Source organism: Stenotrophomonas tumulicola (assembly GCF_014117215.1).
GTDB lineage: Bacteria > Pseudomonadota > Gammaproteobacteria > Xanthomonadales > Xanthomonadaceae > Stenotrophomonas > Stenotrophomonas tumulicola.
In genome coordinates this window covers 43702-65340 of record NZ_JACGXS010000001.1, presented here as the reverse complement: position 1 = coordinate 65340, position 21639 = coordinate 43702, and the positions used below count along the sequence as shown (strand labels likewise).

Annotated in this window: 19 protein-coding genes; 6 read left to right on the top strand and 13 right to left on the bottom strand. The window is 65.4% G+C overall.

Annotated elements, in window-relative coordinates; translation table 11 throughout:
• Nucleotides 1-22 precede the first annotated feature (22 nt).
• Together H4O11_RS00270 and H4O11_RS00265 are read right to left on the bottom strand one after the other, a co-directional pair.
• Nucleotides 23-2347 carry a KAP family P-loop NTPase fold protein gene (locus tag H4O11_RS00270; protein WP_182337427.1) on the bottom strand — a complete coding sequence of 775 codons (2325 nt, stop codon included), beginning with the start codon at nucleotides 2345-2347 and terminating at the stop codon, nucleotides 23-25.
• A complete protein-coding gene (locus H4O11_RS00265) occupies nucleotides 2332-3480 on the bottom strand; it encodes a hypothetical protein (protein WP_182337426.1) in 1149 nt (382 codons plus the stop codon). The genes H4O11_RS00270 and H4O11_RS00265 overlap by 16 nt, the downstream gene beginning before the upstream one ends.
• Nucleotides 3481-3682: 202 nt before the next feature.
• On the opposite strand from H4O11_RS00265, the gene mutS reads away from it, so the two are divergent.
• The 4 genes from mutS to katG all read left to right on the top strand — a co-directional run bounded on the left by mutS (nucleotide 3683) and on the right by katG (nucleotide 11541).
• A complete protein-coding gene (gene mutS / locus H4O11_RS00260) occupies nucleotides 3683-6253 on the top strand; it encodes a DNA mismatch repair protein MutS (RefSeq protein WP_246333197.1) in 2571 nt (856 codons plus the stop codon).
• 178 nt (nucleotides 6254-6431) lie between these two features.
• Nucleotides 6432-8402, top strand: a complete 1971-nt coding sequence (locus tag H4O11_RS00255; RefSeq protein ID WP_182337424.1) for an acyltransferase family protein — start codon at nucleotides 6432-6434, stop codon at nucleotides 8400-8402.
• A gap of 113 nt (nucleotides 8403-8515) precedes the next feature.
• Nucleotides 8516-9145 (top strand): DUF937 domain-containing protein, encoded by a 630-nt coding sequence (locus H4O11_RS00250; RefSeq protein WP_182337423.1) that lies wholly within the window; start codon nucleotides 8516-8518, stop codon nucleotides 9143-9145.
• Between the two features lie 155 nt (nucleotides 9146-9300).
• Nucleotides 9301-11541 (top strand): catalase/peroxidase HPI, encoded by a 2241-nt coding sequence (gene katG, locus H4O11_RS00245; protein ID WP_182337422.1) that lies wholly within the window; start codon nucleotides 9301-9303, stop codon nucleotides 11539-11541.
• Between the two features lie 107 nt (nucleotides 11542-11648).
• On the opposite strand, the gene H4O11_RS00240 is transcribed toward katG, so the two are convergent.
• Nucleotides 11649-12056 (bottom strand): RNA-binding S4 domain-containing protein, encoded by a 408-nt coding sequence (locus H4O11_RS00240; protein ID WP_182337421.1) that lies wholly within the window; start codon nucleotides 12054-12056, stop codon nucleotides 11649-11651.
• Nucleotides 12057-12065: 9 nt separating this feature from the next.
• Nucleotides 12066-12305, bottom strand: coding sequence for a hypothetical protein (locus tag H4O11_RS19470; RefSeq protein ID WP_343042747.1), 240 nt, complete (start codon nucleotides 12303-12305; stop codon nucleotides 12066-12068).
• Between the two features lie 62 nt (nucleotides 12306-12367).
• Between H4O11_RS19470 and H4O11_RS00235 the strand changes: the two genes are divergently transcribed.
• Complete coding sequence (locus H4O11_RS00235) at nucleotides 12368-13867, top strand: MATE family efflux transporter (protein WP_182337420.1); 1500 nt, start codon at nucleotides 12368-12370, stop codon at nucleotides 13865-13867.
• Nucleotides 13868-14046: 179 nt separating this feature from the next.
• Here the strand turns inward: H4O11_RS00235 and H4O11_RS00230 are convergent, their stop codons facing one another.
• From H4O11_RS00230 to ffh, 8 genes are all read right to left on the bottom strand, one after another.
• Nucleotides 14047-14493, bottom strand: coding sequence for a DUF1801 domain-containing protein (locus H4O11_RS00230; protein ID WP_182337419.1), 447 nt, complete (start codon nucleotides 14491-14493; stop codon nucleotides 14047-14049).
• Nucleotides 14494-14687: 194 nt separating this feature from the next.
• Nucleotides 14688-15092, bottom strand: a complete 405-nt coding sequence (rplS, locus tag H4O11_RS00225; protein ID WP_182337418.1) for a 50S ribosomal protein L19 — start codon at nucleotides 15090-15092, stop codon at nucleotides 14688-14690.
• 158 nt (nucleotides 15093-15250) lie between these two features.
• Nucleotides 15251-16009, bottom strand: coding sequence for a tRNA (guanosine(37)-N1)-methyltransferase TrmD (gene trmD / locus H4O11_RS00220; protein WP_182337417.1), 759 nt, complete (start codon nucleotides 16007-16009; stop codon nucleotides 15251-15253).
• Complete coding sequence (rimM, locus tag H4O11_RS00215; protein ID WP_182337416.1) at nucleotides 16009-16521, bottom strand: ribosome maturation factor RimM; 513 nt, start codon at nucleotides 16519-16521, stop codon at nucleotides 16009-16011. Before rimM ends, trmD begins: the two co-directional genes overlap by 1 nt.
• 45 nt (nucleotides 16522-16566) lie before the next feature.
• Nucleotides 16567-16827, bottom strand: a complete 261-nt coding sequence (gene rpsP / locus H4O11_RS00210; RefSeq protein WP_182337415.1) for a 30S ribosomal protein S16 — start codon at nucleotides 16825-16827, stop codon at nucleotides 16567-16569.
• Between the two features lie 232 nt (nucleotides 16828-17059).
• Nucleotides 17060-17845: an aminotransferase class IV gene (locus H4O11_RS00205; protein WP_343042745.1), complete on the bottom strand. Its 786-nt coding sequence runs from the start codon at nucleotides 17843-17845 to the stop codon at nucleotides 17060-17062.
• Nucleotides 17842-18834, bottom strand: coding sequence for an NAD(P)H-dependent flavin oxidoreductase (locus H4O11_RS00200; protein WP_246333242.1), 993 nt, complete (start codon nucleotides 18832-18834; stop codon nucleotides 17842-17844). Before H4O11_RS00200 ends, H4O11_RS00205 begins: the two co-directional genes overlap by 4 nt.
• Nucleotides 18835-18968: 134 nt before the next feature.
• Nucleotides 18969-20345 carry a signal recognition particle protein gene (ffh, locus tag H4O11_RS00195; RefSeq protein ID WP_182337413.1) on the bottom strand — a complete coding sequence of 459 codons (1377 nt, stop codon included), beginning with the start codon at nucleotides 20343-20345 and terminating at the stop codon, nucleotides 18969-18971.
• A gap of 120 nt (nucleotides 20346-20465) precedes the next feature.
• Between ffh and H4O11_RS00190 the strand changes: the two genes are divergently transcribed.
• Entirely contained in the window at nucleotides 20466-21263 is a 798-nt protein-coding gene (locus tag H4O11_RS00190) for a cytochrome C assembly family protein (protein ID WP_182337412.1), read from the top strand.
• Between the two features lie 164 nt (nucleotides 21264-21427).
• On the opposite strand, the gene H4O11_RS00185 is transcribed toward H4O11_RS00190, so the two are convergent.
• On the bottom strand, nucleotides 21428-21622 hold the full coding sequence (locus H4O11_RS00185) for a hypothetical protein (RefSeq protein WP_182337411.1): 195 nt from the start codon (nucleotides 21620-21622) through the stop codon (nucleotides 21428-21430).
• Nucleotides 21623-21639 lie beyond the last annotated feature (17 nt).

Here is a 21639-nt window from a genome sequence, read left to right as displayed (position 1 = left end):
CCCCTGCCATGACTCGAACAAGCTACTTCATGGATTCTTCGCTTGCATGAGCTGAGTCGCTGCCGCTCGACGAGCCTTTCTCCTGAGTCACGAAGATATGTACGTTCATGAACTGATGAGAGACTCGGCGGGGTTGATCCATTCCCTCAGCAGGATATTCCTCAGGGCTGTCCAATTCAGCCCCATACTGCTCCTTGAGCTTGGCAGCAATGTAGTCCGCGCCAACAAGCTTGGAAACGGAGTCGTATTGGCGCCGGTCAAAATCTCCCGGCCTTGGAATCCCACTCTCAACTCCCCAAGACTCTCCCACGAAGCACGCCAAGAAGGCATCCACGTGGTCAGCCGACGTTTTCAACTGGGCACGTAGCGCCTGTTGCACATGTGCATCCGATGTCTCTTGGCGCCATAGCCAATAGAGCGTAGGGGCGTCCTTGGGTTCGGTGAGGAAGAATGGCGCTTCGGCGCTGGCAACCTCGATGCGCTTACTAGCCAGTCTAGAGAGCGCCTTATCGCCGTCGTCGGAAAGCACCCTCCGCTCTTCGGGCCGATCATTGTTGTGATGAATCCAACGCAGACATTCGGAAGCGAATCCAACTGAGGAAGCCTCACGAATGACCTGTTCGGCCGCGCTCTGCCTCTCGGGACCCATCTGCAACTGTTTAAGCATGTCGCTGATGAGAATGGCCGCTGATGCTCGGGTGTCCACCAGCGTAAGCATGCCTCGCTCGCGCGGCAAAAGATCACCATTCCTTGCAAACGTGAGTGCTATCGCTTTCGCTTCAGACGCTCCGATCGTTTCCTTTCTCTGGCGAAGCCTCATCACCAAACGCGGCATACCTTGCATTTCACTGAAGCGTTGGAGCGCCGCTCTCGAATCGGAGGCCGACAGGTCAGGAGCAGCCTTAATGAATTCCACAATAAGCCTGTCCGACACATCGCCCAGCGGCACTCCGTAAGCAAAGTATCGCTGGAAGTACTCCCCCGCGCAGATCTTTTGCTCCGCCGCCCAGGTCGAATCCCACTCCCCGCCATACATCGAATTTCCCAGCCTGGGGAACAGCGGCTCCAGCAGCCGACGACGGGTCCAGCCGCGCTCTTCGACCGACATGTGAGGAAGCGATTTCTCCAGCAAAGCTGAGATATCCTCTTCTCTTTTCTGATGATCGTCGCGCGCGCCCGCGCGCCCGCCCTTAAGAAAAAGGTCGCGGTTGGATCGAATTGCAGCGTACAGGCCAGGATAGATCACCCGGACCCCCTCGATGAGCATCAGATCCACGGTGTTAACCTCGCCCTTGAGAATAGGCAGGGCAAACAGGAGAGCGTTAGAAAGAAGCTTTGCTTTCCGCGGCGTTCCAAGCGCTGGCGCAATAACGTCATCAAAGTGTCTAATGAACGCGTCCACCTGACTCTGGGTGAGCACGATCCCTGTCTGATCAACCGCCCTCTGTACCCCCTCCAAAGCGATCAATCGCAGGCTATTGGTGTCTGCCGGGGGAAGGTTGAGCGGCACTTGGACGATCTTCTCTAGAAACGCCCGGCCTCCCTTGGCCCCACCCTCTCCGTAGCGTTCACCCAACGCCGCCGCAACCACGTCATCGTCGAAGGCCAGAACGTACGACGTGTGCTTGAAGCTGGCGGACAGCTTGACCAGCTTGAAGATGGCGTGGGTTTCTTCGCGATCCAGCCTATCGATATCGTCAACGAGAACCACCAAACGGCGCTTCGATTGGCCCAGCATTCGATCTATTCGCAAGCGCAATTCTTCCAAACTCACAGTGGACAACGACTCGCCCACACTCTTTGCGGCCTCCCCCGCAGAGATCTGGACCACACCTCCGAGGGTCACGTTCGCGAGAGAGAGAAGCCCCCCGTATTGCTTCAGAAGGTCGCCCACCATCTCTTTTTTGTTAGGCAGGGACTTCTCCATCGCCTCAGCAAGGGTGGCGAAAAACCCTCGCAGCAGGGCGTCTTGGCTTTGAAAGTGCCACGGGTTGAAGCGTACAAGAATGACCCGCGGATACTCCTTCAATGCCTCCCCCATCATTTCAAGGACAGATGTTTTCCCATCCCCCCAAGGGCCGTACAGGCCAACGACAATGCTGGACGGATCGGCGCGCTGGGCCAGTGTATGAGCCAACCGGGACGCGAACGGCGCCCGATTGAACCGGTCAGACAAGCGATCGGTGATGGGCTGATCATCCAGGAACTGATCACTGGGTGGTGCTTCCGCTTCTTCCGTGTCCAAACCTGTGTCCAGTTCTGCATGAATAGGCTCTTCGGCGCTGGCCTTCGATCCCTCGGAACCATTCTTGTTTGAAGCCCACAACTTCCTTAGTCGTTCCAGCATTTCTGCCCCCTGTAACCATGGTCAACTGCAATATTGAACTGAGCCAATCGGGCGCCCCAGAGCAGGGTCAGCAGCAAGTAGTCCGCGCCGGTCGCGTTCAAGCCGCCCTGCTCGTCCCGCCGAGCCAAGATCACCTTCAGGACCGTGGGCAGCGTCTCGTCACCCAGCGCGTTGCGCACCTCAGCACGCTCGTAGTGCCGGCGCAGTGCTTGCGAGTCCCGCAGCATGTCGTCGTCGTGTATGACCTGGAACGGGTTGTAGCGCAGTACCGGTTCCCGCTGCTGCTGAGCCGCCGCTTTGCGTTCCCGCTTCAGCACCAGGTCGACCGCTCTCTTGGCGTCCGTGAACGCGTGCTCGGTCGACGCCAAACCGGCCGCTTTGACTCGCTGGACGTACTTCCCTGTCACACCCAACGCTTCGAGCTTTTGCGTGGAAAGCGCGGCCCAATCCAGCTGATCAGCCAGGGCTTGGCGCATCGGGGTGGGGATCCGGTTAGAGCGCGCCATGGACGATCGCCGCAGGCTGTCGAACGCACGGTGGATGTCCTTGTCCAAGAGCTGAAGAATCGGCCTGTCCGCCAATCCCACTTCCGGACGAGCGAACCGCGCCAAGCTGTCCTGGATGGCCCGGATGCTGGCGGGCTTGGCTTTCTTGTTGCGGACACGCTTCCGCAGGTCATCAACGTAGGCCGCAAAGCAATCCGCCAGCGTGAGCCCCTTCAGCTCAACCAGCTGCTCGGCTCGGGCCTCTTCCTTAGAGGGATGCTCGCCCGTCTCTCGGACCACGGCCAACTTTTGCCTGGCCAACCCGTAGGCCTGCTCGGGACCGATGTCGGTGACGCTGCCCAGGGAGAACCGACGAACCCCGGCCGGGCCTCGGACCACGACTTCGTAAGTGGTGCGGGTGGTGCCCACGTAGAAGCCAAAGCCCGTTGGCGCCCCCTGATTGCCGTCCAGGACGCGGTAAGGCTTCCCGGCGTCTGCCGACGGCGGTGAGGCGATGACCACCCTGCCCGGCTTGCCTTCGACCGGGCCCTTGGCCACGCTCAGTTCGCAGATTTGGCGGTAGGTCAGCTTAAACTTGGTGTCTCGGCGGCGCGGGGCACCTGCCTGCGTCGCAACAACCGTATCCATGGTCGATCCGCCGTCTGTCCGTCGCAACATCGATTTGATCTCCTTTGAGTGACCAGCGCAACTGCGGCGCAACGAAGAACCCCGTTACTAGCCGTCAGTGACCCGGATCGATCGCTACAACCCGTAGGAAGTTCTCTTGCAAACTACTGATTCAAAAGCAAAACCGTCTGCATCCAAGGCCAGTGCAGAGCACACGCCCCTCATGAAGCAGTTCTTCGCCGCAAAGTCCGACTACCCGGACCTGCTGCTGTTCTTCCGCATGGGGGATTTCTACGAACTGTTCTATGACGACGCGCGCAAGGCTGCGCGGCTGCTGGACATCACCCTGACCCAGCGCGGCAGCTCCGGGGGCGCGCCGATTCCAATGGCAGGCGTGCCGGTGCATGCCTATGAAGGCTATCTGGCGCGGCTGGTGGCACTGGGCGAATCGGTGGCCATCTGCGAGCAGATCGGTGATCCAGCCCTGGCCAAGGGCCTGGTGGAACGCAAGGTGGTACGCGTGGTCACCCCCGGCACCGTCACCGACGAGGCACTGCTGGACGAACGCCGCGATACCCTGCTGATGGCGCTGTCGCGCAGCAAGAATGGCTATGGGCTGGCGTGGGCGGACCTGGCCGGCGGCCGTTTCCTGGTCAATGAAGTGGACACCGATGACGCGCTGGAGGCGGAGCTGGCGCGGCTGGAACCGGCCGAACTGCTGGTCCCCGACGAGGAAGGCTGGCCGGAGTTCCTACGCCACCGCAACGGCGTGCGTCGTCGCGCACCATGGCTGTTCGATGCCGATAGCGGCCGCCGCCAGCTGCTGGCGTTCTTCAAGCTGCACGACCTGACCGGCTTCGGCCTGGATGACAAACCTCGCGCCATCGGCGCGGCCGGCGCCTTGCTGGGTTACGTGGAAGAAACCCAGAAACAGCGGCTGCCTCACCTGACCGCCATCGCGATGGAAAACGCAGGCGAAGCGATCGCAATGAACGCCGCCACCCGCCGCCACCTGGAGCTGGACACGCGCGTGGACGGCGACACCCGCAACACCCTGCTGGGGGTACTGGACAGCACGGTGACGCCGATGGGCGGACGCCTGCTGCGGCGCTGGCTGCACCGTCCGCTGCGCCTGCGCGACGTGCTGGTGCACCGCCATGATGCGGTGGCTACGTTGATCGACCGCGGCGCCGATGCCGATATCCGCGAGCAGTTCCGTCGCCTCGGCGACCTGGAACGCATCCTCACCCGCGTGGCGTTGCGTTCGGCACGCCCGCGCGATTTCTCCACCCTGCGCGACGGGCTGGGCCTGTTGCCGGCCGTGCGCGAGGTGCTCGGGCCGCTGGACTCGCCGCGCCTGCAGGCACTGCACCAGTTGCTTGGCGAGCACGACGACTGCGCGCGCCTGCTGGCCAGCGCCATCGCCGAGATGCCACCGCTGAAGCTCAGCGACGGTGGCGTGCTGGCTGATGGCTTCGATGAAGAACTGGACGAACTGCGTCGGCTGTCCACGCATGCCGACCAGTTCCTGATCGATCTGGAACAGCGCGAACGCGAAAGCAGTGGTATCGCCACGCTGAAGGTCGGCTACAACCGCGTGCATGGTTACTACATTGAAATCAGCAAGGGCCAGTCCGATCGCGCGCCGGTGCACTACACGCGCCGCCAGACGTTGACCAATGCCGAACGCTACATCACCGAGGAGCTGAAGGCATTCGAGGACAAGGTGCTGTCCGCGCGCGAGCGCTCGCTGTCGCGCGAAAAGCAGTTGTACGAAGAACTGCTGGATACGCTGGGCGACGGCCTGGAGCCACTGAAGCAGTGCGCTGCCGCACTGAGCGAACTGGACGTGCTGGCGGCCTTCGCCGAACGCGCGCAGGCGCTGGACTGGTCGCGACCGGAGCTGGATACCGCGCCATGCCTGAACATCGAACGCGGCCGCCATCCGGTGGTGGAAGCCGTGCGCGAACAGCCTTTCGAACCCAACGACCTGGACCTGCACCCGGACCGTCGCATGCTGGTGATCACCGGCCCGAACATGGGCGGCAAATCAACCTACATGCGACAGAACGCGCTGATCGTCCTGCTGGCGCACATCGGCAGCTTCGTACCGGCCAGCCGTGCGGTGATCGGCCCGATCGATCGCATCCTGACCCGCATCGGCGCTGGCGACGACCTGGCACGCGGGCAATCCACCTTCATGGTGGAAATGGCCGAAACCAGCTACATCCTGCACCACGCCACCGAACATTCGCTGGTGCTGATGGACGAGATCGGCCGTGGCACGTCGACCTACGATGGCCTGGCGCTGGCTGACGCCGTGGCACGCCACCTGGCCTGGCAGAACCGCTGCTACACCTTGTTCGCCACCCATTACTTCGAACTGACCGCATTGGCTGACGAACAGCACGAAGGCGGCCGCAGTGGCATCGCCAACGTGCACCTGGATGCGGTGGAACACACCGACAAGAACGGCGGCGAACGCCTGGTGTTCATGCACGCAGTGAAAGATGGCCCTGCCAACCGCAGCTTCGGCCTGCAGGTAGCGGCGCTGGCCGGTTTGCCGCGCGCGACGGTGGCACAGGCGCGACGTCGGCTGGCCGAGCTGGAACAGCGCGGTGGCGAGAGCCAGGCCGCCGCAGTGGCGCCGCAGGCACTGGATGCGCCGCAGCAGTTCGGCCTTTTCGCCGCGCACAACACCGCTGCACTGGATGCATTGGCCGCGGTGGATCCGGATGAGCTGACCCCACGCCAGGCGCTGGAAGCGCTGTACCGGTTGAAAGCCCTGGTGTAGCGACGGGCCAGGCCCGTCACCATGGCAGGGGAAGGCATGACGACCAACGGTCGTCGCCGACCAGGTGCAGCCAGGCAACCCCACCACCAGCAGAACGGCATTCCATGCTGTCGCACTTGCCGCTTGCGGGCCAGGCACCCGCTTTCGATCCTGTGGTCTCTCCGCCGCAGGTTCGTCCATGTCCTATCCCACGCCGCGCCACAACGGCGCCATCGACGGCATGCGCGCGCTTGCCGTCATCGCCGTCATCGTCTTCCATGCCAACGGCAGCCTGCTGCCCGGTGGTTTCACCGGCGTAGACCTGTTCTTCGTCGTTTCCGGGTTCGTGATCAGCCAGTCACTGGCGTCCCGGCCCAGCGACCGTCTTTCCAGCTACCTGCTCGACTTCTATCGACGTCGCGTGCTGCGGCTGCTCCCCGCGCTGCTGCTGGTGCTGATGGCCACCTTCGTGCTGTCGGCACTGTTCATGCCGCGCGCATGGCGCAACGAACAGTTCGACCAGACCGGCCTGGGGGCATTGGTCGGTGCCGGCAATATCGTGCTGGCCTGGCAGGACGGTGACTACTTCTCGCCCGGCGCAGACCTGAACCCCTTCCTGCATACCTGGACACTGGGCGTGGAGGAGCAGTTCTACCTGCTGTTCCCCCTGGTCTTCTTTGCCTGGTTGCGTGGGCGGCACCGCTACGCGATGGCCCGCTGGCTGCTGCCGGTACTGGCGCTGGCATCATTGGCGCTGGCCGCTTACCAGACCACGGCTTCACCAACCCAGGCGTTCTACCTGTTGCCGGCGCGGCTGTGGGAGCTGGCCGCAGGTGCACTGCTCTATCAGCAACTGGCCACGCGCGATGCGGCTGCACATTGGCAGCGCTGGGCCATGCCCGGGCTGGCACTGGTGCTGGTCGGATTCGCCTTCGCGCCGGAGCTGCCATTTCCGTTCCCGGGTGCGGCAGGCACCGTGGTGGGCACGCTGATGCTGCTCGTAGCGGCCGCCTCCACGCCCGAGGACAGGCCGCATGCCCTGCTGCGGCTGCTGCGCTGGGCGCCGCTGGCCTACATCGGCCGCCTGTCGTATTCGCTGTATCTGTGGCATTGGCCCGTGCTGGTGCTGCTGCGCTGGACCTACGGCATGCAGGGCATGGCGCTGTGGGCCTACCCGGTGTTGCTGCTGGCGTTGGCCAGTGCGTCCTACCACTGGGTGGAATGCCCCATCCGGCATGCCCGGGCGGGCCATCGCGGGCATCCAGGCAAGGTGCTGGCGGTGGCACTGGCGGCGGTTGTCGCCTCGGGCGCCAGTGCATGGGGCATCATCCAGTACAGCGAACACCTGTCATTGAGCACCACGCGCGATGGCTACATGTGGCGTGCGCAACGCCATCCCGCCTGGATGCCGGTGGAATCGATCGATGCACCTTCGCTGTCCGGGCGCAGCTTGTTCGTGGCCGGTGATTCGCACGCGGCAGCCTATCGGACCATGGTGACCATGGCCGCACGGCAGTTCGACCTGCAACTGCGCATGGACGAGCGCGGTGGTTGCGGCATCGCCAACCTGCTGCGTGCCAGCAGCGCCGAGTGCATTGCCTACCGCGACCAGGTACTGGCGAAGATCGAGCGCGAGGCACGTCCCGGTGACATCGTGCTGTTGGCCTCGCTGCGCATGCAGGAATTGCGGGGGCTCGACTGGAGTGCCGGCGACGCCGTCGTCTTCAGGCAGCTCCGTGAGGCGCGCACGCTGGCCGATGCGACGGCGGCCGAGGCCGATGCAGAGGCGGTGTTGTCGCGCCTGCAGGCGCTCGGGGTACACGTGGTGATGGATGCCCCGATGCCGGTGTTCAAATCAGCGGCGTACCGTTGCTCGGACCCCTTCAATCGCATGAATCCGGCCTGCGCCGGCGGGCTCGGCGTGTCGCGCGCGGAAATGGAAGCACTGCGTGCGCCACAGATGGCGCTGCTGGACAAACTGGCTGCCCGTTACCCTGCGCTGCATGTCTGGGATCCGCTGCCACTGTTGTGCCAGGCCACCACCTGCACGGCGATGGACGGAGAGCAGCCCCTGTTCTTTGACCAGGACCATCTGAGCGGGCATGGCAACCGCGTGCTGCTGCCGGATTTCGACCGCTTGCTGCTGGAGATCGGAGAGGCGCCGAGGTGACGGCTCGCAGCCCGTTGCCCGGCATCCCGGGACCGCGTGAACCCTTCGCATCCTTTTCGTGCAGGCAGCGTTATGCTCGGGCGGATCCCCACCCCATGTCCCAGGAGCCCTCAATGAACACCGAATCGCTCACTGCTTCGCTCTTCCAGCACCTGCAGCAGGGTCCTGCATTGCAGCAGGTATCCCAGCAGCTTGGCGTGGACAGCAGCCAGGCCAGCAAGGCCATCCAGACCGCACTCCCCTTGCTGATGGGCGCCATGGGCAACAACGCCAGCAGTCCGCAAGGCGCCCAATCGCTGCTCAATGCATTGCAGCGCGATCATCTGGGCGGCGGCACGGACGCCCCGGCCGGGGGCGGCGGCTTCGACATCGGCAGCATCCTGGGTTCAGTGCTGGGCGGCGCGGGTGGCAATGCCGGCAATGGCGCCGGCATCCTGGGCCATGTGTTTGGTGAGCAGAGCCCCCAGGCCGCACAGGTGCTGGGCCAGAAGACCGGTCTGGACAGCGGCAAGTCCAGCCAGTTGCTGGCCATCCTGGCGCCGATCGTCATGTCGTTCCTGGCCCAGCGTTTCGCGCAGCAGGGCAACGCCGGACAGCTCAGCCAGGCGCTTGGGCAGGAGGCGCAGGCATCGGGCGTGGCAGGTGGCGGACTGGGTGGGCTGTTGGACCAGGACGGCGACGGCCAGTTCGGGCTGGGCGACGTGCTGAAAATAGGCAGTGGCCTGCTTGGAAAGCGTTCCTGACCGGGTACGCCCGTCCCGCACGGACATTCGATAGCTTCTAGCTATCAATTCCGTTGAGGGAATCGAATTTACCTTGTCATCGGCTCTGCTTACCGTTGAGTGGAAACTAGATTCACATCTCCAATTCAACTTTCGCCAGTACACAGGTAATGCCCATGAAAAGCGAAGCAAAGTGCCCTTTCAATCACGCCGTCACCGGCGAAGGCACCACCAACCAGGATTGGTGGCCCAAGCAGCTGCGTGTCGATCTGCTCAACCAGCACTCTTCCCGTTCCAATCCGCTCGGCGCGGATTTCAACTACGCCGATGCTTTCAACAAGCTTGATTACGCGGCGTTGAAGTTCGACCTGAAAAAGCTGATGACCACCTCGCAGGACTGGTGGCCAGCCGATTTTGGCCATTACGGCGGCCTGTTCGTGCGCATGGCCTGGCACAGCACCGGCACCTACCGCATCGGCGATGGCCGCGGCGGTGGCGGCCGTGGCCAGCAGCGCTTCGCCCCGCTCAACAGCTGGCCGGACAACGTCAGCCTGGACAAGGCACGCCGCCTGTTGTGGCCGATCAAGCAGAAGTACGGCCAGGCCATTTCCTGGGCCGACCTGCTCGTCCTCACCGGCAACGTCGCGCTGGAATCGATGGGTTTCAAGATCCTGGGATTTGCCGGCGGCCGCCCGGATACCTGGGAACCGGACCAGGACGTGTACTGGGGCCGCGAAACCACCTGGCTGGGCGGCGACGAGCGCTACAAGCACGGTTCCGAAGGCGTGGAGAAGGCCGGTGGCGTGCTGGTATCCGATGATGACGCCGACGGCGACGTGCATTCGCGCAAGCTGGAAAACCCGCTGGCAGCGGTGCAGATGGGCCTGATCTACGTGAACCCCGAAGGCCCCGACGGCAACCCGGACCCGGTGTTGTCCGCGCACGACATCCGCGACACATTCGCCCGCATGGCGATGGACGACGAGGAAACCGTCGCCCTCATCGCCGGTGGCCATACCGTGGGCAAGACCCATGGCGCTGGACCGGCCGACAACGTGGGAGCGGAACCGGAAGGCGCCGGACTGGAACAGCAGGGCCTGGGCTGGGCCAACTCCTTCGGCAGCGGCAAGGCCGGAGATGCCATCACCAGCGGCCTGGAAGTGACCTGGACACGCACGCCGGCGCAGTGGAGCAATGATTTCTTCGAGCACCTGTTCAAGTACGAGTGGGAGCTGACCAAGAGCCCGGCGGGTGCACACCAGTGGGTGGCCAAGGATGCGGAAGCCGTGATTCCCGACGCACATGATCCGTCGAAGAAGCATCGCCCCAGCATGCTGACATCGGACCTGGCCCTGCGTTTCGATCCGGCCTACGAGAAGATCTCGCGGAAATTCCTCAACGATCCGCAGGCATTTGCCAATGCCTTTGCGCGCGCCTGGTTCAAGCTCACCCATCGCGACATGGGACCGCGTGCGCGCTACCTGGGACCGGAAGTTCCTGCCGAAGCTTTCATCTGGCAGGACCCGCTGCCGACGGCGACGCATCCCCTGGTCGATGCCAGGGACATCGCCACGCTGAAGCAGCAGATTGCCGCCTCCGGCCTGGGCGTGTCCGAACTGGTGTCCACCGCATGGGCGTCGGCCTCTACGTTCCGCGGTGGCGACAAGCGCGGCGGCGCCAATGGCGCGCGCATCCGGCTGGCGCCGCAGAAGGATTGGGCGGTGAACCAGCCACGGCAACTGGCCAAGGTGCTGGCGGCGCTGGAGAAAGTGCAGGCCGACTTCAACGGTGCGGGTGGAAACCAGGTGTCGCTGGCTGACCTGATCGTGCTGGCCGGTGGCGTGGGTATCGAGCAGGCCGCCAAGGCCGGTGGCCATGACATCAGCGTGCCGTTCACCCCGGGCCGCACCGATGCCAGCCAGGAGCAGACCGATGTCGAATCCTTCGCAGTGATGGAGCCGGCAGCCGATGGCTTCCGCAATTACCTGAGGGGTCGTTACAGCGTGCCAGCCGAGGCGCTGCTGGTCGACAAGGCGCAGTTGCTGACGTTGACCGCACCGGAAATGACCGCACTGGTAGGAGGCCTGCGCGTGCTGGGTGCGAACGTGGACGGCAACCAGGACGGCGTACTGACCGATCGCGCGGGCACCCTGAGCAACGACTTCTTCGTCAACCTGCTGGACATGGGCACGCAATGGAAGCCCTCCGGCGAGGGCCGCTATGAAGGCGTCAGCCGTAGCGACGGTGCGTCGCGCTGGACCGCCAGCCGTGCCGACCTGGTATTCGGCTCACACTCGGTGCTGCGTGCGTTGGCCGAAGTGTATGGCAGTGCCGATGGCCAGCAGAAGTTCGTGCAGGATTTCGTCGCTGCATGGACGCGGGTGATGGAGCTGGACCGCTACGACCTGCACGGCTGAGCCGATAGGGTGGCGAACGTTGTTCGTCACCCCCTTTGACCCGGTGTAGTGACGGGCCACGCCCGTCACCCTGGCCTGGGCCCACCATGCCGGCCAGTAGCCGGCACCTACAGTGCGTCCAGGTCACCCAACGCGCGGATCAGCTTCCTGGCACGTTTGTCGGGGCGGTGTTCGGGCGCCTTGTAACCATCCCGTGCGGCAATCCGCATCGCCCGCTGTTCGGCACGACGCGCCTTGGATTCCGCGCTTTCGGCATACAACTGGTGCGCCACCGGCGCCGGCCCGCGCTGTTCGCTCAGGCCCAGCACCTGCACCTCGAAATGCTCCTCGCCGCGGTCGATGGCCAACTGTTCGCCAACCCGCAATGCCCGCGAGGATTTGGGCCGCTGCCCTGCCACGGCCACCTTGCCGGTTTCGATGGCCTGCTTGGCCAGGCTGCGGGTCTTGAAGAAACGTGCCGCCCACAACCAGATGTCCAAACGAACGCTGGGCAGGGGCAGGGAGAGCTCGGTCATCGTTTCGGGTTACTCCTGTGGCTTGTTCAGGGGACGCGCATGGTCGGGATCGGACCGGCAGCCGGTACCGCCGATCAAGGTGGGCACGCCAGCCGACAGGTCATCACGCTGGCTGCCTACCTGGCATTCGGGCCGGTCGCTGGGCCGTACCTGGGCGTCGCCGAAACGGTCCGTAGTGGAACATGCGGCCAATACAAGCCCGAACAAGGCCATTGCCGCAGCGCGGCACCGTTTTCGTCCTGCATTCATCGGCACATTCTCCAGACCGGCTTGATGCTAGTGTGCGCCCACCCCTGTTCGATCTCCACTCCATGGCAAAAGCGCCTCTTGACCTGACTGCCGGCCCGATCGGGCGCAACCTGCTGCTGTTCTCGCTGCCCATCCTGGCCGGCAACATCGCCCAATCGCTGAACGGTTCGGTGAATGCGGTCTGGGTGGGGCGTTTCCTCGGCGAGGCGGCGCTGACCGCGACGGCCAACGCCAACAACATCATGTTTTTCCTGATCGGATCGGTGTTCGGCATCGGCATGGCCTCGACCATCCTGATCGGCCAGGCCATCGGTGCGCGCGACATCGGCCAGGCGCGCAAGGTGATGGGCACCAGCGCGACCTTCTTCATCGGCTTGTCAGTGGTGATCGCGGTAGCGGGCTGGTTCCTGGCCCATCCGTTGCTGGCCGCGATGGGCACGCCGGCCGAGTCGCTGCCGCTGGCCGAGGCCTATCTCAAGGTCATCTTCCTCGCAATGCCCACGCTCTACGCGTTCGCCTTCCTCAGCGCGGCGATGCGGGGTGCCGGCGATTCGCGTACGCCGTTCCGCTTCCTGCTGGTCTCGGTAGCGCTGGACATCGTGTTCAACCCGTTGCTGATCTTTGGCCTGGGGCCGCTGCCTGAACTGGGCATCGCCGGCGCCGCCTGGGCGACGCTGATCGCGCAGACGCTTTCGTTGATCGCGCTGCTGCTGTACATGCGCCACAAGCGCCATGTGCTGTGGCTGGGCCGCAAGGACATCGCGCTGTTCAAGGTGGACCTGCCGGTCCTCAAGGCGCTGGTGGTCAAGGGCGTGCCAATGGGCCTGCAGATGGTGCTGATTTCCCTGTCGATGATCATGCTGATGACCATGGTCAACCAGTACGGCACCGACACCGCCGCAGCCTATGGCGCCTCGCTGCAGTTGTGGACCTATGTGCAGATGCCGGCGATGGCGATCGGTGCAGCATGCTCTTCGATGGCGGCGCAGAACGTCGGCGCGCAGTTGTGGGGACGCGTGCGCGCCACCGCGCGCCAGGGCGTGCTGTTCAATTTCCTGCTGACCGGCGTGCTGATCGCTCCGCTGATCCTGTTCGACCGCTATACCCTGGCGTTGTTCATGCCCGATGGCAGCCAGGCGCTGGAGGCGGCCCGCCACCTGAACCACATCGCCGTGTGGTCGTTCCTGTTCTTCGGCGTCAGCTTCGTGATTTCCGGCGTGGTGCGCTCCACCGGTGCGGTGCTGCCGCCACTGCTGATCCTGGCCGGCTCGCTGTGGGGCGTGCGCGTGCCGTTCGCCGAGCTGTTGCAACCTTACTGGGGCGTGGATGCGATCTGGTGGAGTTTCCCGGTCAGCTCGCTGGTGTCGATGCTGCTGTCACTGGCGTATTACCGCTGGGGTGGCTGGCGCAAGGCACGCATGATGGGCACGCCGGCACATGCCGAGGAACTGGCCACGCCCGCTGAAATTCCGGCCCTGCCGCCCTCGCCCGTGGCTGATCCGGATGCGGCGCTGGAAGCGGTGGCCCCGGCGGCGGCATCGCCTGCATCACCGCCACGCTGAGCCTGCCCCGCTCTGGCGTGCGCGGAATGGCCACCAGAACGAAGCGACCGTAGCGCCGAGCCATGCTCGGCGAGCAGTGCCAGGCATGGCACTCGCGGCGATCGACAGCCGCCGAGCACGGCTCGGCGCTACGAGCCACCGGAATGCCGTCGCGGGCGTCGGCACTGCGCGCGCAGAGACTACATGCGCTCGCCGGGTATCGCGGCAGCCTGCCGCACCCAGTCAAGGAACTGCGCTTCGTCCAGCGGCGCCTCTTCGAACACATGCAGGTAGCGGGTCTGCGGGTGCTTGGACGCCTCCGGCGGCACCGGTTCCAGGTGTGCGCCGGTGAGGAAGGCGACCTTGATGTAGCGGGTGAAGCAATGCAGGCTGAGGAACCAGCCTTCCTGCCCGGGTGCCGCATAAAGCGGCGAGTTCCATTTCACCGCTTTGCGCACGCCGGGCACCGCCTGTTCGACCAGCGCATCCAGGCGCGCGGCGGCGGCACGCTTCCACTCGGGTGCGGCGGCGATCCACGCCTGCACCGGCGCATCGCCCTCGCCTTTGGGTATCTGGGGATTTCCGCCAGACAGCAACCTGGGGGATGCGGGGCTGGCAACGGCTTTGGACGTTCGCGGACCAGGCATGCAGAGCGCACCTTGATGACGGTGTGCCAGCGTGCCACGCCCTGCCCTTGCCGTCATGGCGCGGCGCCACACGTGCCGCAGGCTGCCGATACCACGCCACGGCGGCCGACATGGCCCTGCCCCCTGGCAGAACGCAAACGCAAACGGCCGCCCGAAGGCGGCCGTTGCGGCGACAAGCGGAGTTGTCGGCGGTATTACTGGGCCTTGGCAGCCAGGCGGGCAGCCTTGGCCTGCGCAGCAGCGGCCAGGTCTTCCTTGATGCGGGCAGCCTTGCCTTCCAGGCCACGCAGGTAGTACAGCTTGCCGGCGCGGACCTTGCCACGACGCTTCACTTCGACCGAGTCGATGATGGCGCTGTGGGTCTGGAACACGCGCTCGACGCCGTAGCCATGCGAGATCTTGCGCACGGTGAACGAGGAGTTCAGGCCGCCGTTCTTGGTCGCGATCACGACGCCTTCATAGGCCTGCACGCGCTCGCGCGTACCTTCCTTCACCTTCACGTTGACGACAACGGTGTCGCCCTGGCTGAACTTCGGCAGTTCACGGGTGATCTGGGCGGATTCGAATTCCGCGACGATGGACTTGTTCAGCTTGCTCATTGGGTTACACCGATTCGTAATGTTCGGGTGGGCGTGTCATTCGACAACGTGGGCTCATGCAGTCACTGGACTGTGCTGCACGTTTGTTATGTGTGGCGCACATCGACCGGTCCGGCCGACGGTAATTCGCAATGATAGCCCAATCCAGCGCCGTAGCGCTAGGGGGTGGGTTCATCGCCCAGGCCTTGCCGCGCCTGCTCCAGCAGTTTGCGGTCGGCCTTGGACAGGACGGCCTCGTCCAGCAGTTCCGGACGCCGCTGCCAGGTGCGCAGCAGCGACTGCTGGCGGCGCCAGCGGGCGATGGCGGCGTGGTTGCCCGAACGCAGCACGTCCGGCACCTCCCCCAGCGGGTGCTGGGCCGGCTGGCTGAAATGCGGGCAGTCGAGCAGCCCGAGTTCCCCCTCGAAGCTGTCCTGGGCTGCGGATTCGGCGTCGTTCAGCGCCCCCTCCTGCAGCCGCGCGACCGCGTCGATGATCACCGCCGCGCCGAGCTCGCCGCCAGACAGCACGTAATCACCGAGGGAAATCTCCTCGTCGACCTCGCTGGCCAGGAAGCGCTCGTCGATGCCTTCATAGCGGCCGCACAGCAGGATCATCCGCGGCAACGCTGCCAGCTCACGCACCCTGGACTGGGTCAGCGGGCGCCCCTGCGGGCTGAGATGGATCAGCGGCGCAGGGGTCGGGTCCGCGGCGCGGACCGCTGCCAAACAGGCCTGCAGCGGCTCGATCAGCATGACCATGCCCGGACCACCACCGAAAGGACGGTCATCCACCCGGCGGTAGTTGCCTTCGGCGTAATCACGCGGATTCCAGCCGTGCAGGCTGAACAGGCTCTTTTCCTGTGCACGCCCAACCACGCCCAGTCCGGCGGACTGGGCGAGGAAATCGGGAAACAGGGTGATGACGTCAAATCGCATCAGAACTCGGGATCCCAGTCGACGACCACCAGGTTCGCCTCGAAATCCACCGACCTGACGAAATCCGGCAGCACGAACGGGATCATCCTTTCGCGGTCGCCACGTGCGACCAGGACATCGTTGGCGCCGGTGGAGAACAGGTGCGACACCTGCCCCAACGACACGCCTTCGACGGTCCGCACGTCCAGGCCTTCCAGGTCGACCCAGTAGTATTCGTCCGGCCGTGGCGGCGGCAGCGCGCTGCGGGCCACGAAGATCTCGGTGCCGCGCATGGCTTCGACCGTGTCACGGTCTTCGATGCCCGGGAAGGTGGCGACCAGATGCTTGCCACTATCCCGGCCACGCACGCCGGAAAGCGTCGATTCCTGCCCGGACGGGCTGCGCAGGATCCACGGTTGGTAACGGAAAATGGCGGAACGCGGCTCGGTCCAGGACTCGAGCTTCAGTTCGCCGCGCACACCAAAAGCGCCGGCAACCCTGCCCAGCAGGATCCGGCGCTCGGTATCTTTCATATGCGTATGCCAGACGGGCCGCGCGCCAGGCGCGGCCCTTCAGGATCAGGCCGCAACGGCCTGGGTCTTGGCCGCTTCCTTGATCAGGTTGCGGACCTTTTCGGTCGGCTGGGCGCCGTTCTTGACCCAATGGTCAACACGGGCCAGGTCCAGCTCGATACGCTTCTCGGCGCCCTGGGCGACCGGGTTGTAGAAACCGACGCGCTCGATGTTGCGGCCATCACGGGCGCTACGGACGTCGGTCACGATGATGTGGTAGAACGGACGCTTCTTGGCGCCGCCGCGGGTCAGTCGAATCTTGACCATGGTGGTGTTTTCCTATGTTGCCCAGTCGCCAGGATGGCGCGGTAAGCCGGTGATTATAGCGGCAGCTTTGGCCCGCGCCAAGCCCATGGGCAACGCCAGCCCTTGGTAGCGCCGGGCTTGGCCCGGCGGCTGTTGTGCTGTTGGGGCGCTGTTGGGGCGCCGCTGCGCTCGCCGAGCATGGCTCGGCGCTACGGGGTTCATGGCGCGATGCCACCGGATTCACGGTTCGGCGCTACCGGAGCGGCTGCCACGGCACCCGGGCCATCACCGCCCTGCCCTGGGCAGCCAGGTCCGCCGAACCCTGCAGGACATGGCCATCGATCGCCGCCAACGGCCAGATTCCGCTGGCATTGCAGGCAAAAGCCGCCTTCACATCAACCAGTTCCGCTGCGGCCACCGGCCGCACAGCCTGCGGCCCTTCCCAGCCCGCCTGCAGCAGGGCCTCGGCAATGCCGCGCAGCGCGGGTGCCTGCGGCCATAGCAGGCGTTCGCCATCGTGCATGGCCAGGTTCCAGGTGCTGCCTTCGCTGACCATTCCGCCAGCGCCGAGGAACAGCGCATCATCGAATCCGGCCGCCATCGCCTGCCGTCGCTGGTCGAACAGGCCGAACGTGCCAACGTGCTTCAACGCCGGCTGGTCGCGCTGATAGGTGGCCGTGCGCACGCTCCGCGCGGCGGTCAGCTGCACCGGCGGCGAGACCGCCACCAGGGTGTCCACGGCGACCGGTGCCAGCGGGTCGCGGAAATCAAAGGCGCGCGAGAACACCGTCACCCGCAACGACGCGTCAGCCATGCCTGCCTGCTGGAGCGCCGCGCCCATCCACTGCCGAACCTGCGCCGTGTCCAATGCACTGCCGAACAACACGCCGGTGGCATGCGCCAACCGCTGCAGGTGCAGGTCCAGCCCCTGCACGGCACCAGCGCGCACCTGCAGCGAGGTGAAGTGGCCGTAATTGACCAACGCAGGCGCCAGCAAAGCGGCATCGGCGGGTTGGCCATTGCAGGAAACCCCTGTCACAGCAGCGCCTGGGCGTCCTGCCACCAGCGCTGCAGCAGCCCGGCGGCGGGCGCGGCCGGTACCATCCATGCCGACTGTCCCGCCCACGCCTGCATCGCGGCAAGATTGTCTTCGCGCACGGCCTGCGCGCGCATCGGCGCGGTCAGGCCACGCTGCACCGGATACGGTCGCGGCGGCGGCGCATCGGCTGCTGCCGATGCACGCAGGTAAGGCGTCGCCAATCCACGCCCGAGGCGTCCACTGAACGCCCGGGTCGGCCAGGTGTCTTCGGGTTCGGCCGTGGCCAACGCCCCGGCCCAGGCGGCCGGCAGCGCGGCCTCGGGCGTGCGCAGGAAGCCGGTACCGACCTGCACCGCGCTGGCACCCAGGGTAAGCGCCGCGGCAATGCCGCGCCCATCGGCGATACCACCCGCCGCGATCACCGGAACCTGCAGATGGTCCACCAGCCGCGGCAACAGCGAGAACAGCCCGACCAGTTGCTGTTCGGCCCGCGCCGGATCAAAGGCACCCCGATGTCCGCCGGCCTCGAATCCCTGTGCCACCACCGCATCGGCGCCCGCATCCTGGGCCGCACGCGCTTCTGCAAGGGTGGTGGCACAGGCGAACCAGGCGATCCCGGCGTCCTTCAACTGCTGCACGTGGTGCTGGCCGAACACCCCCATGATGGTGGAGGCGACCGCAGGGCGTGCTGCCAGCAACGCAGCGAACTGCGCTTCGAAATCCGCAGGTCCGGCATCACCGGCGCTGGCCGGCACATCCGGGCCCCACTTGGCGAGGAATTCGCGGGTGCGCGCTTCAGCGGCGGCATCACGCGGCGGCGGCGCATCGGGCAGCCAGAGGTTCACCTGGGCCGGGCCATGCGAGGCGGCACGGAAGGCGTCCATCCAGTGGCCGATATCGGCGGCGCTGGAAAGTACCGCCCCCATTGCGCCCATGCTGCCGGCATTGGCCAGCGCGGCCGACAGTGGCACCGGGCACGCACCGGCCATCGGCGCCAGCAGGACCGGAAGCGTTACACCGAAGCGCTGGCAGAATGCCTCCACGCGGGAGGCGGTTTCAGGATTGCGCACGCAGCTCATCTCCGGGTAGTGCCGGGGCATGCCCGGCCATCAGGGACCGGCACTCAGCGGAACGGCAGGCCGCGACCGCCCATGGCACCCATCATGCCTTTCATGCTGCGCATCATGCCCTTCATGCCGCCGCCGGCCATCTTGCTCATCATCTTTTCCATCTGCATGTACTGCTTCATCAGCTTGTTGACGTCGGCCGGCTGGGTACCCGAGCCCTTGGCGATGCGCGCGCGGCGCGAACCGTTCAACAGGCCCGGGTTGCGCCGTTCCTTCCTGGTCATCGAGCTGATGATGGCGATCATGCGCGGCACTTCCTTGCCCTGGCTGACCTGCTGCTTCAGGTGCTCGGGAATCTGGCCCAGGCCCGGCAGCTTGTCCATCAGCCCGCCGATGCCGCCCATGTTCTGCATCTGCTCCAGTTGGTCGCGCATGTCATTGAGGTCGAATTTCTTGCCCTTGGCGACCTTCTCGGCCAGCTTCTGCGCCTTGTCCTTGTCGACCTGCTGTTCCACCTGCTCCACCAGCGACAGCACATCGCCCATGTCCAGGATGCGGCTGGCGATGCGGTCCGGGTGGAACACGTCCAGGCCGTCAGGCTTTTCGCTGACACCGACGAACTTGATCGGCTTGCCGGTGATGTAGCGCACGCTCAGCGCGGCACCGCCACGGGCATCACCGTCGGTCTTGGTCAGCACCACGCCGGTCAACGGCAGCGCATCGCCGAAGGCCTTGGCGGTGTTGGCGGCATCCTGGCCGGTCATGGCATCGACCACGAACAGCGTTTCAGCCGGGTTGACCGCCGCGTGCAGGGCCTTGATCTCGGCCATCATCGCTTCGTCGATGGCCAGGCGGCCTGCGGTATCGACCAGCAGCACGTCCACGAACGACCGGCGGGCGTCGTCGATGGCCGCGCGCACGATGGCTTCAGGCTTCTGGTCGGCGCTGGACGGGAAGAACATCACCCCGACTTGGTCGGCCAGGGTCTTCAGCTGCTCGATAGCGGCCGGACGGTAGACGTCGGCCGACACCACCATCACCTTCTTCTTGCGCTTTTCCTTTAGGTGCTTGGCCAGCTTGCCGACCGTGGTGGTCTTGCCCGCACCCTGCAGGCCGGCCATCAGGATGATCGCCGGGGCCGGCACGTTGAGGTTGAGGTCGCTGGCTTCAGCGCCCATCACCGCGGTCAGCTCGTCACGCACCACCTTGATCAGCGCCTGGCCGGGGGTCAGCGACTTCAGCACTTCCTGGCCGACTGCCCGCACCTTGATGCGTTCGACCAGGGCTTGGACCACCGGCAGGGCGACGTCGGCTTCCAGCAGCGCGATGCGCACTTCGCGGGTGGCGTCGCGGATGTTTTCCTCGGTCAGGCGGCCACGGCCGCGCAGGCGCTCGATGGTGCCGGAAAGGCGCTGGGTCAGGGACTCGAACATGCGATGCAACCTGTCTGGAACGGGGGACAATGAGGCACACAGTATAGCCGGTCACCCCAGTGGCCCGGATGCGACCGCTGAACCGTCGCCACTGCGCTGGGGGTGTGCGAAACTTCCACGATGACAATCGTTCTCATCGCTGTCCTGCTCTACCTGGCCGCCACGGTCCTGCTGGTGCGCGCTGTCGCCGGCGAGGCGCCGCGGCCGGGCAAGGGCTGGCTGTGGGCCGCCGTGCCGGCAGCGCTGCTGCATGCCGGCTACCACGTGCAGGTCGCGCTGCAGAACAGCGGTGGTCCGGACATGCATTTCTTCGCCGCGCTGTCGCTGGTCGGCCTGGGCATGGCGGGGCTGACATCGCTGGTGGGCGCGCGCGGGCGCATGGCGGCGCTGGGCGTGGTGGTGTTTCCGTTGGCGGCGCTGCTGCTGGCGGCGTACCACGGCTATGGCCACGAACCCAGCAAGGAACTGGGCTGGCGGCTGGCCAGCCATGCCTGGCTGGCGCTGCTGTCCTACGCCACACTGAGCGTGGCCGCATTGCTGGCGATCATGCAATGGCTGCAGGAACGCGCGTTGCGCCGCCGCGAATTCCGCCCATGGCTGCGCGCCCTGCCGCCGCTGGGCGACCTTGAAGCCCTGCTGTTCCGGGTGATCACCGTGGGCTTTGCGCTGTTGACGTTGACGCTGGTGACCGGCGTGCTGTTCGTGGACGACCTGCTGGCCCAGAAGCTGGTGCACAAGACCGTGCTGAGCGTGCTGTCATGGATCGTGTTCGGGGTGCTGCTGATCGGCCGCCGACGTTATGGCTGGCGCGGACTGAAGGCCGTGCACTGGACGCTCAGCGCGATGCTGCTGCTGTTGCTGGCGTTCTTCGGCAGCCAGTTCGTGATCGAACTGGTCTTCGGGCACACCACCCGCTGACCGGCAATCACTTCACCGTGCGGCGCCGCTGTTCCGGTAGTGACGGGCCATGCCCGTCACCAGCAAAGGCAGCGGGGCATGGCCCCGCTCTACCGGCCGGCCGCTGTTCCGGTAGTGACGGGCCATGCCCGTCACCAGCAAAGGCAGCGGGGCATGGCCCCGCTCTACCGATCGGCCGCTTCCAAGGCTTCGGACAGGCGCCCCACGGCAATCACTTCCTGGCCTTGGGCACGACGGCGCGCTTGAAACCATGCGGCGCCGCTGTTCCGGTAGTGACGGGCCATGCCCGTCACCAGCAAAAGCAGCGGAGCATGGCCCCGCTCTACCGGCCGGCCGCTGTTCCGGTAGTGACGGGCCATGCCCGTCACCAGAAAAG

Bases quoted from the DNA above. Each gene is read 5' to 3' on its own strand.
- H4O11_RS00270 (WP_182337427.1), bottom strand. From the start codon at position 2,347: ATGCTGGAACGACTAAGGAAGTTGTGGGCTTCAAACAAGAATGGTTCC.
- H4O11_RS00265 (WP_182337426.1), bottom strand. From the start codon at position 3,480: ATGGATACGGTTGTTGCGACGCAGGCAGGTGCCCCGCGCCGCCGAGAC.
- mutS (WP_246333197.1), top strand. From the start codon at position 3,683: ATGAAGCAGTTCTTCGCCGCAAAGTCCGACTACCCGGACCTGCTGCTG.
- H4O11_RS00255 (WP_182337424.1), top strand. From the start codon at position 6,432: ATGTCCTATCCCACGCCGCGCCACAACGGCGCCATCGACGGCATGCGC.
- H4O11_RS00250 (WP_182337423.1), top strand. From the start codon at position 8,516: ATGAACACCGAATCGCTCACTGCTTCGCTCTTCCAGCACCTGCAGCAG.
- katG (WP_182337422.1), top strand. From the start codon at position 9,301: ATGAAAAGCGAAGCAAAGTGCCCTTTCAATCACGCCGTCACCGGCGAA.
- H4O11_RS00240 (WP_182337421.1), bottom strand. From the start codon at position 12,056: ATGACCGAGCTCTCCCTGCCCCTGCCCAGCGTTCGTTTGGACATCTGG.
- H4O11_RS19470 (WP_343042747.1), bottom strand. From the start codon at position 12,305: ATGAATGCAGGACGAAAACGGTGCCGCGCTGCGGCAATGGCCTTGTTC.
- H4O11_RS00235 (WP_182337420.1), top strand. From the start codon at position 12,368: ATGGCAAAAGCGCCTCTTGACCTGACTGCCGGCCCGATCGGGCGCAAC.
- H4O11_RS00230 (WP_182337419.1), bottom strand. From the start codon at position 14,493: ATGCCTGGTCCGCGAACGTCCAAAGCCGTTGCCAGCCCCGCATCCCCC.
- rplS (WP_182337418.1), bottom strand. From the start codon at position 15,092: ATGAGCAAGCTGAACAAGTCCATCGTCGCGGAATTCGAATCCGCCCAG.
- trmD (WP_182337417.1), bottom strand. From the start codon at position 16,009: ATGCGATTTGACGTCATCACCCTGTTTCCCGATTTCCTCGCCCAGTCC.
- rimM (WP_182337416.1), bottom strand. From the start codon at position 16,521: ATGAAAGATACCGAGCGCCGGATCCTGCTGGGCAGGGTTGCCGGCGCT.
- rpsP (WP_182337415.1), bottom strand. From the start codon at position 16,827: ATGGTCAAGATTCGACTGACCCGCGGCGGCGCCAAGAAGCGTCCGTTC.
- H4O11_RS00200 (WP_246333242.1), bottom strand. From the start codon at position 18,834: ATGGCCGGTGCGTGCCCGGTGCCACTGTCGGCCGCGCTGGCCAATGCC.
- ffh (WP_182337413.1), bottom strand. From the start codon at position 20,345: ATGTTCGAGTCCCTGACCCAGCGCCTTTCCGGCACCATCGAGCGCCTG.
- H4O11_RS00190 (WP_182337412.1), top strand. From the start codon at position 20,466: ATGACAATCGTTCTCATCGCTGTCCTGCTCTACCTGGCCGCCACGGTC.
- H4O11_RS00185 (WP_182337411.1), bottom strand. From the start codon at position 21,622: ATGGCCCGTCACTACCGGAACAGCGGCCGGCCGGTAGAGCGGGGCCAT.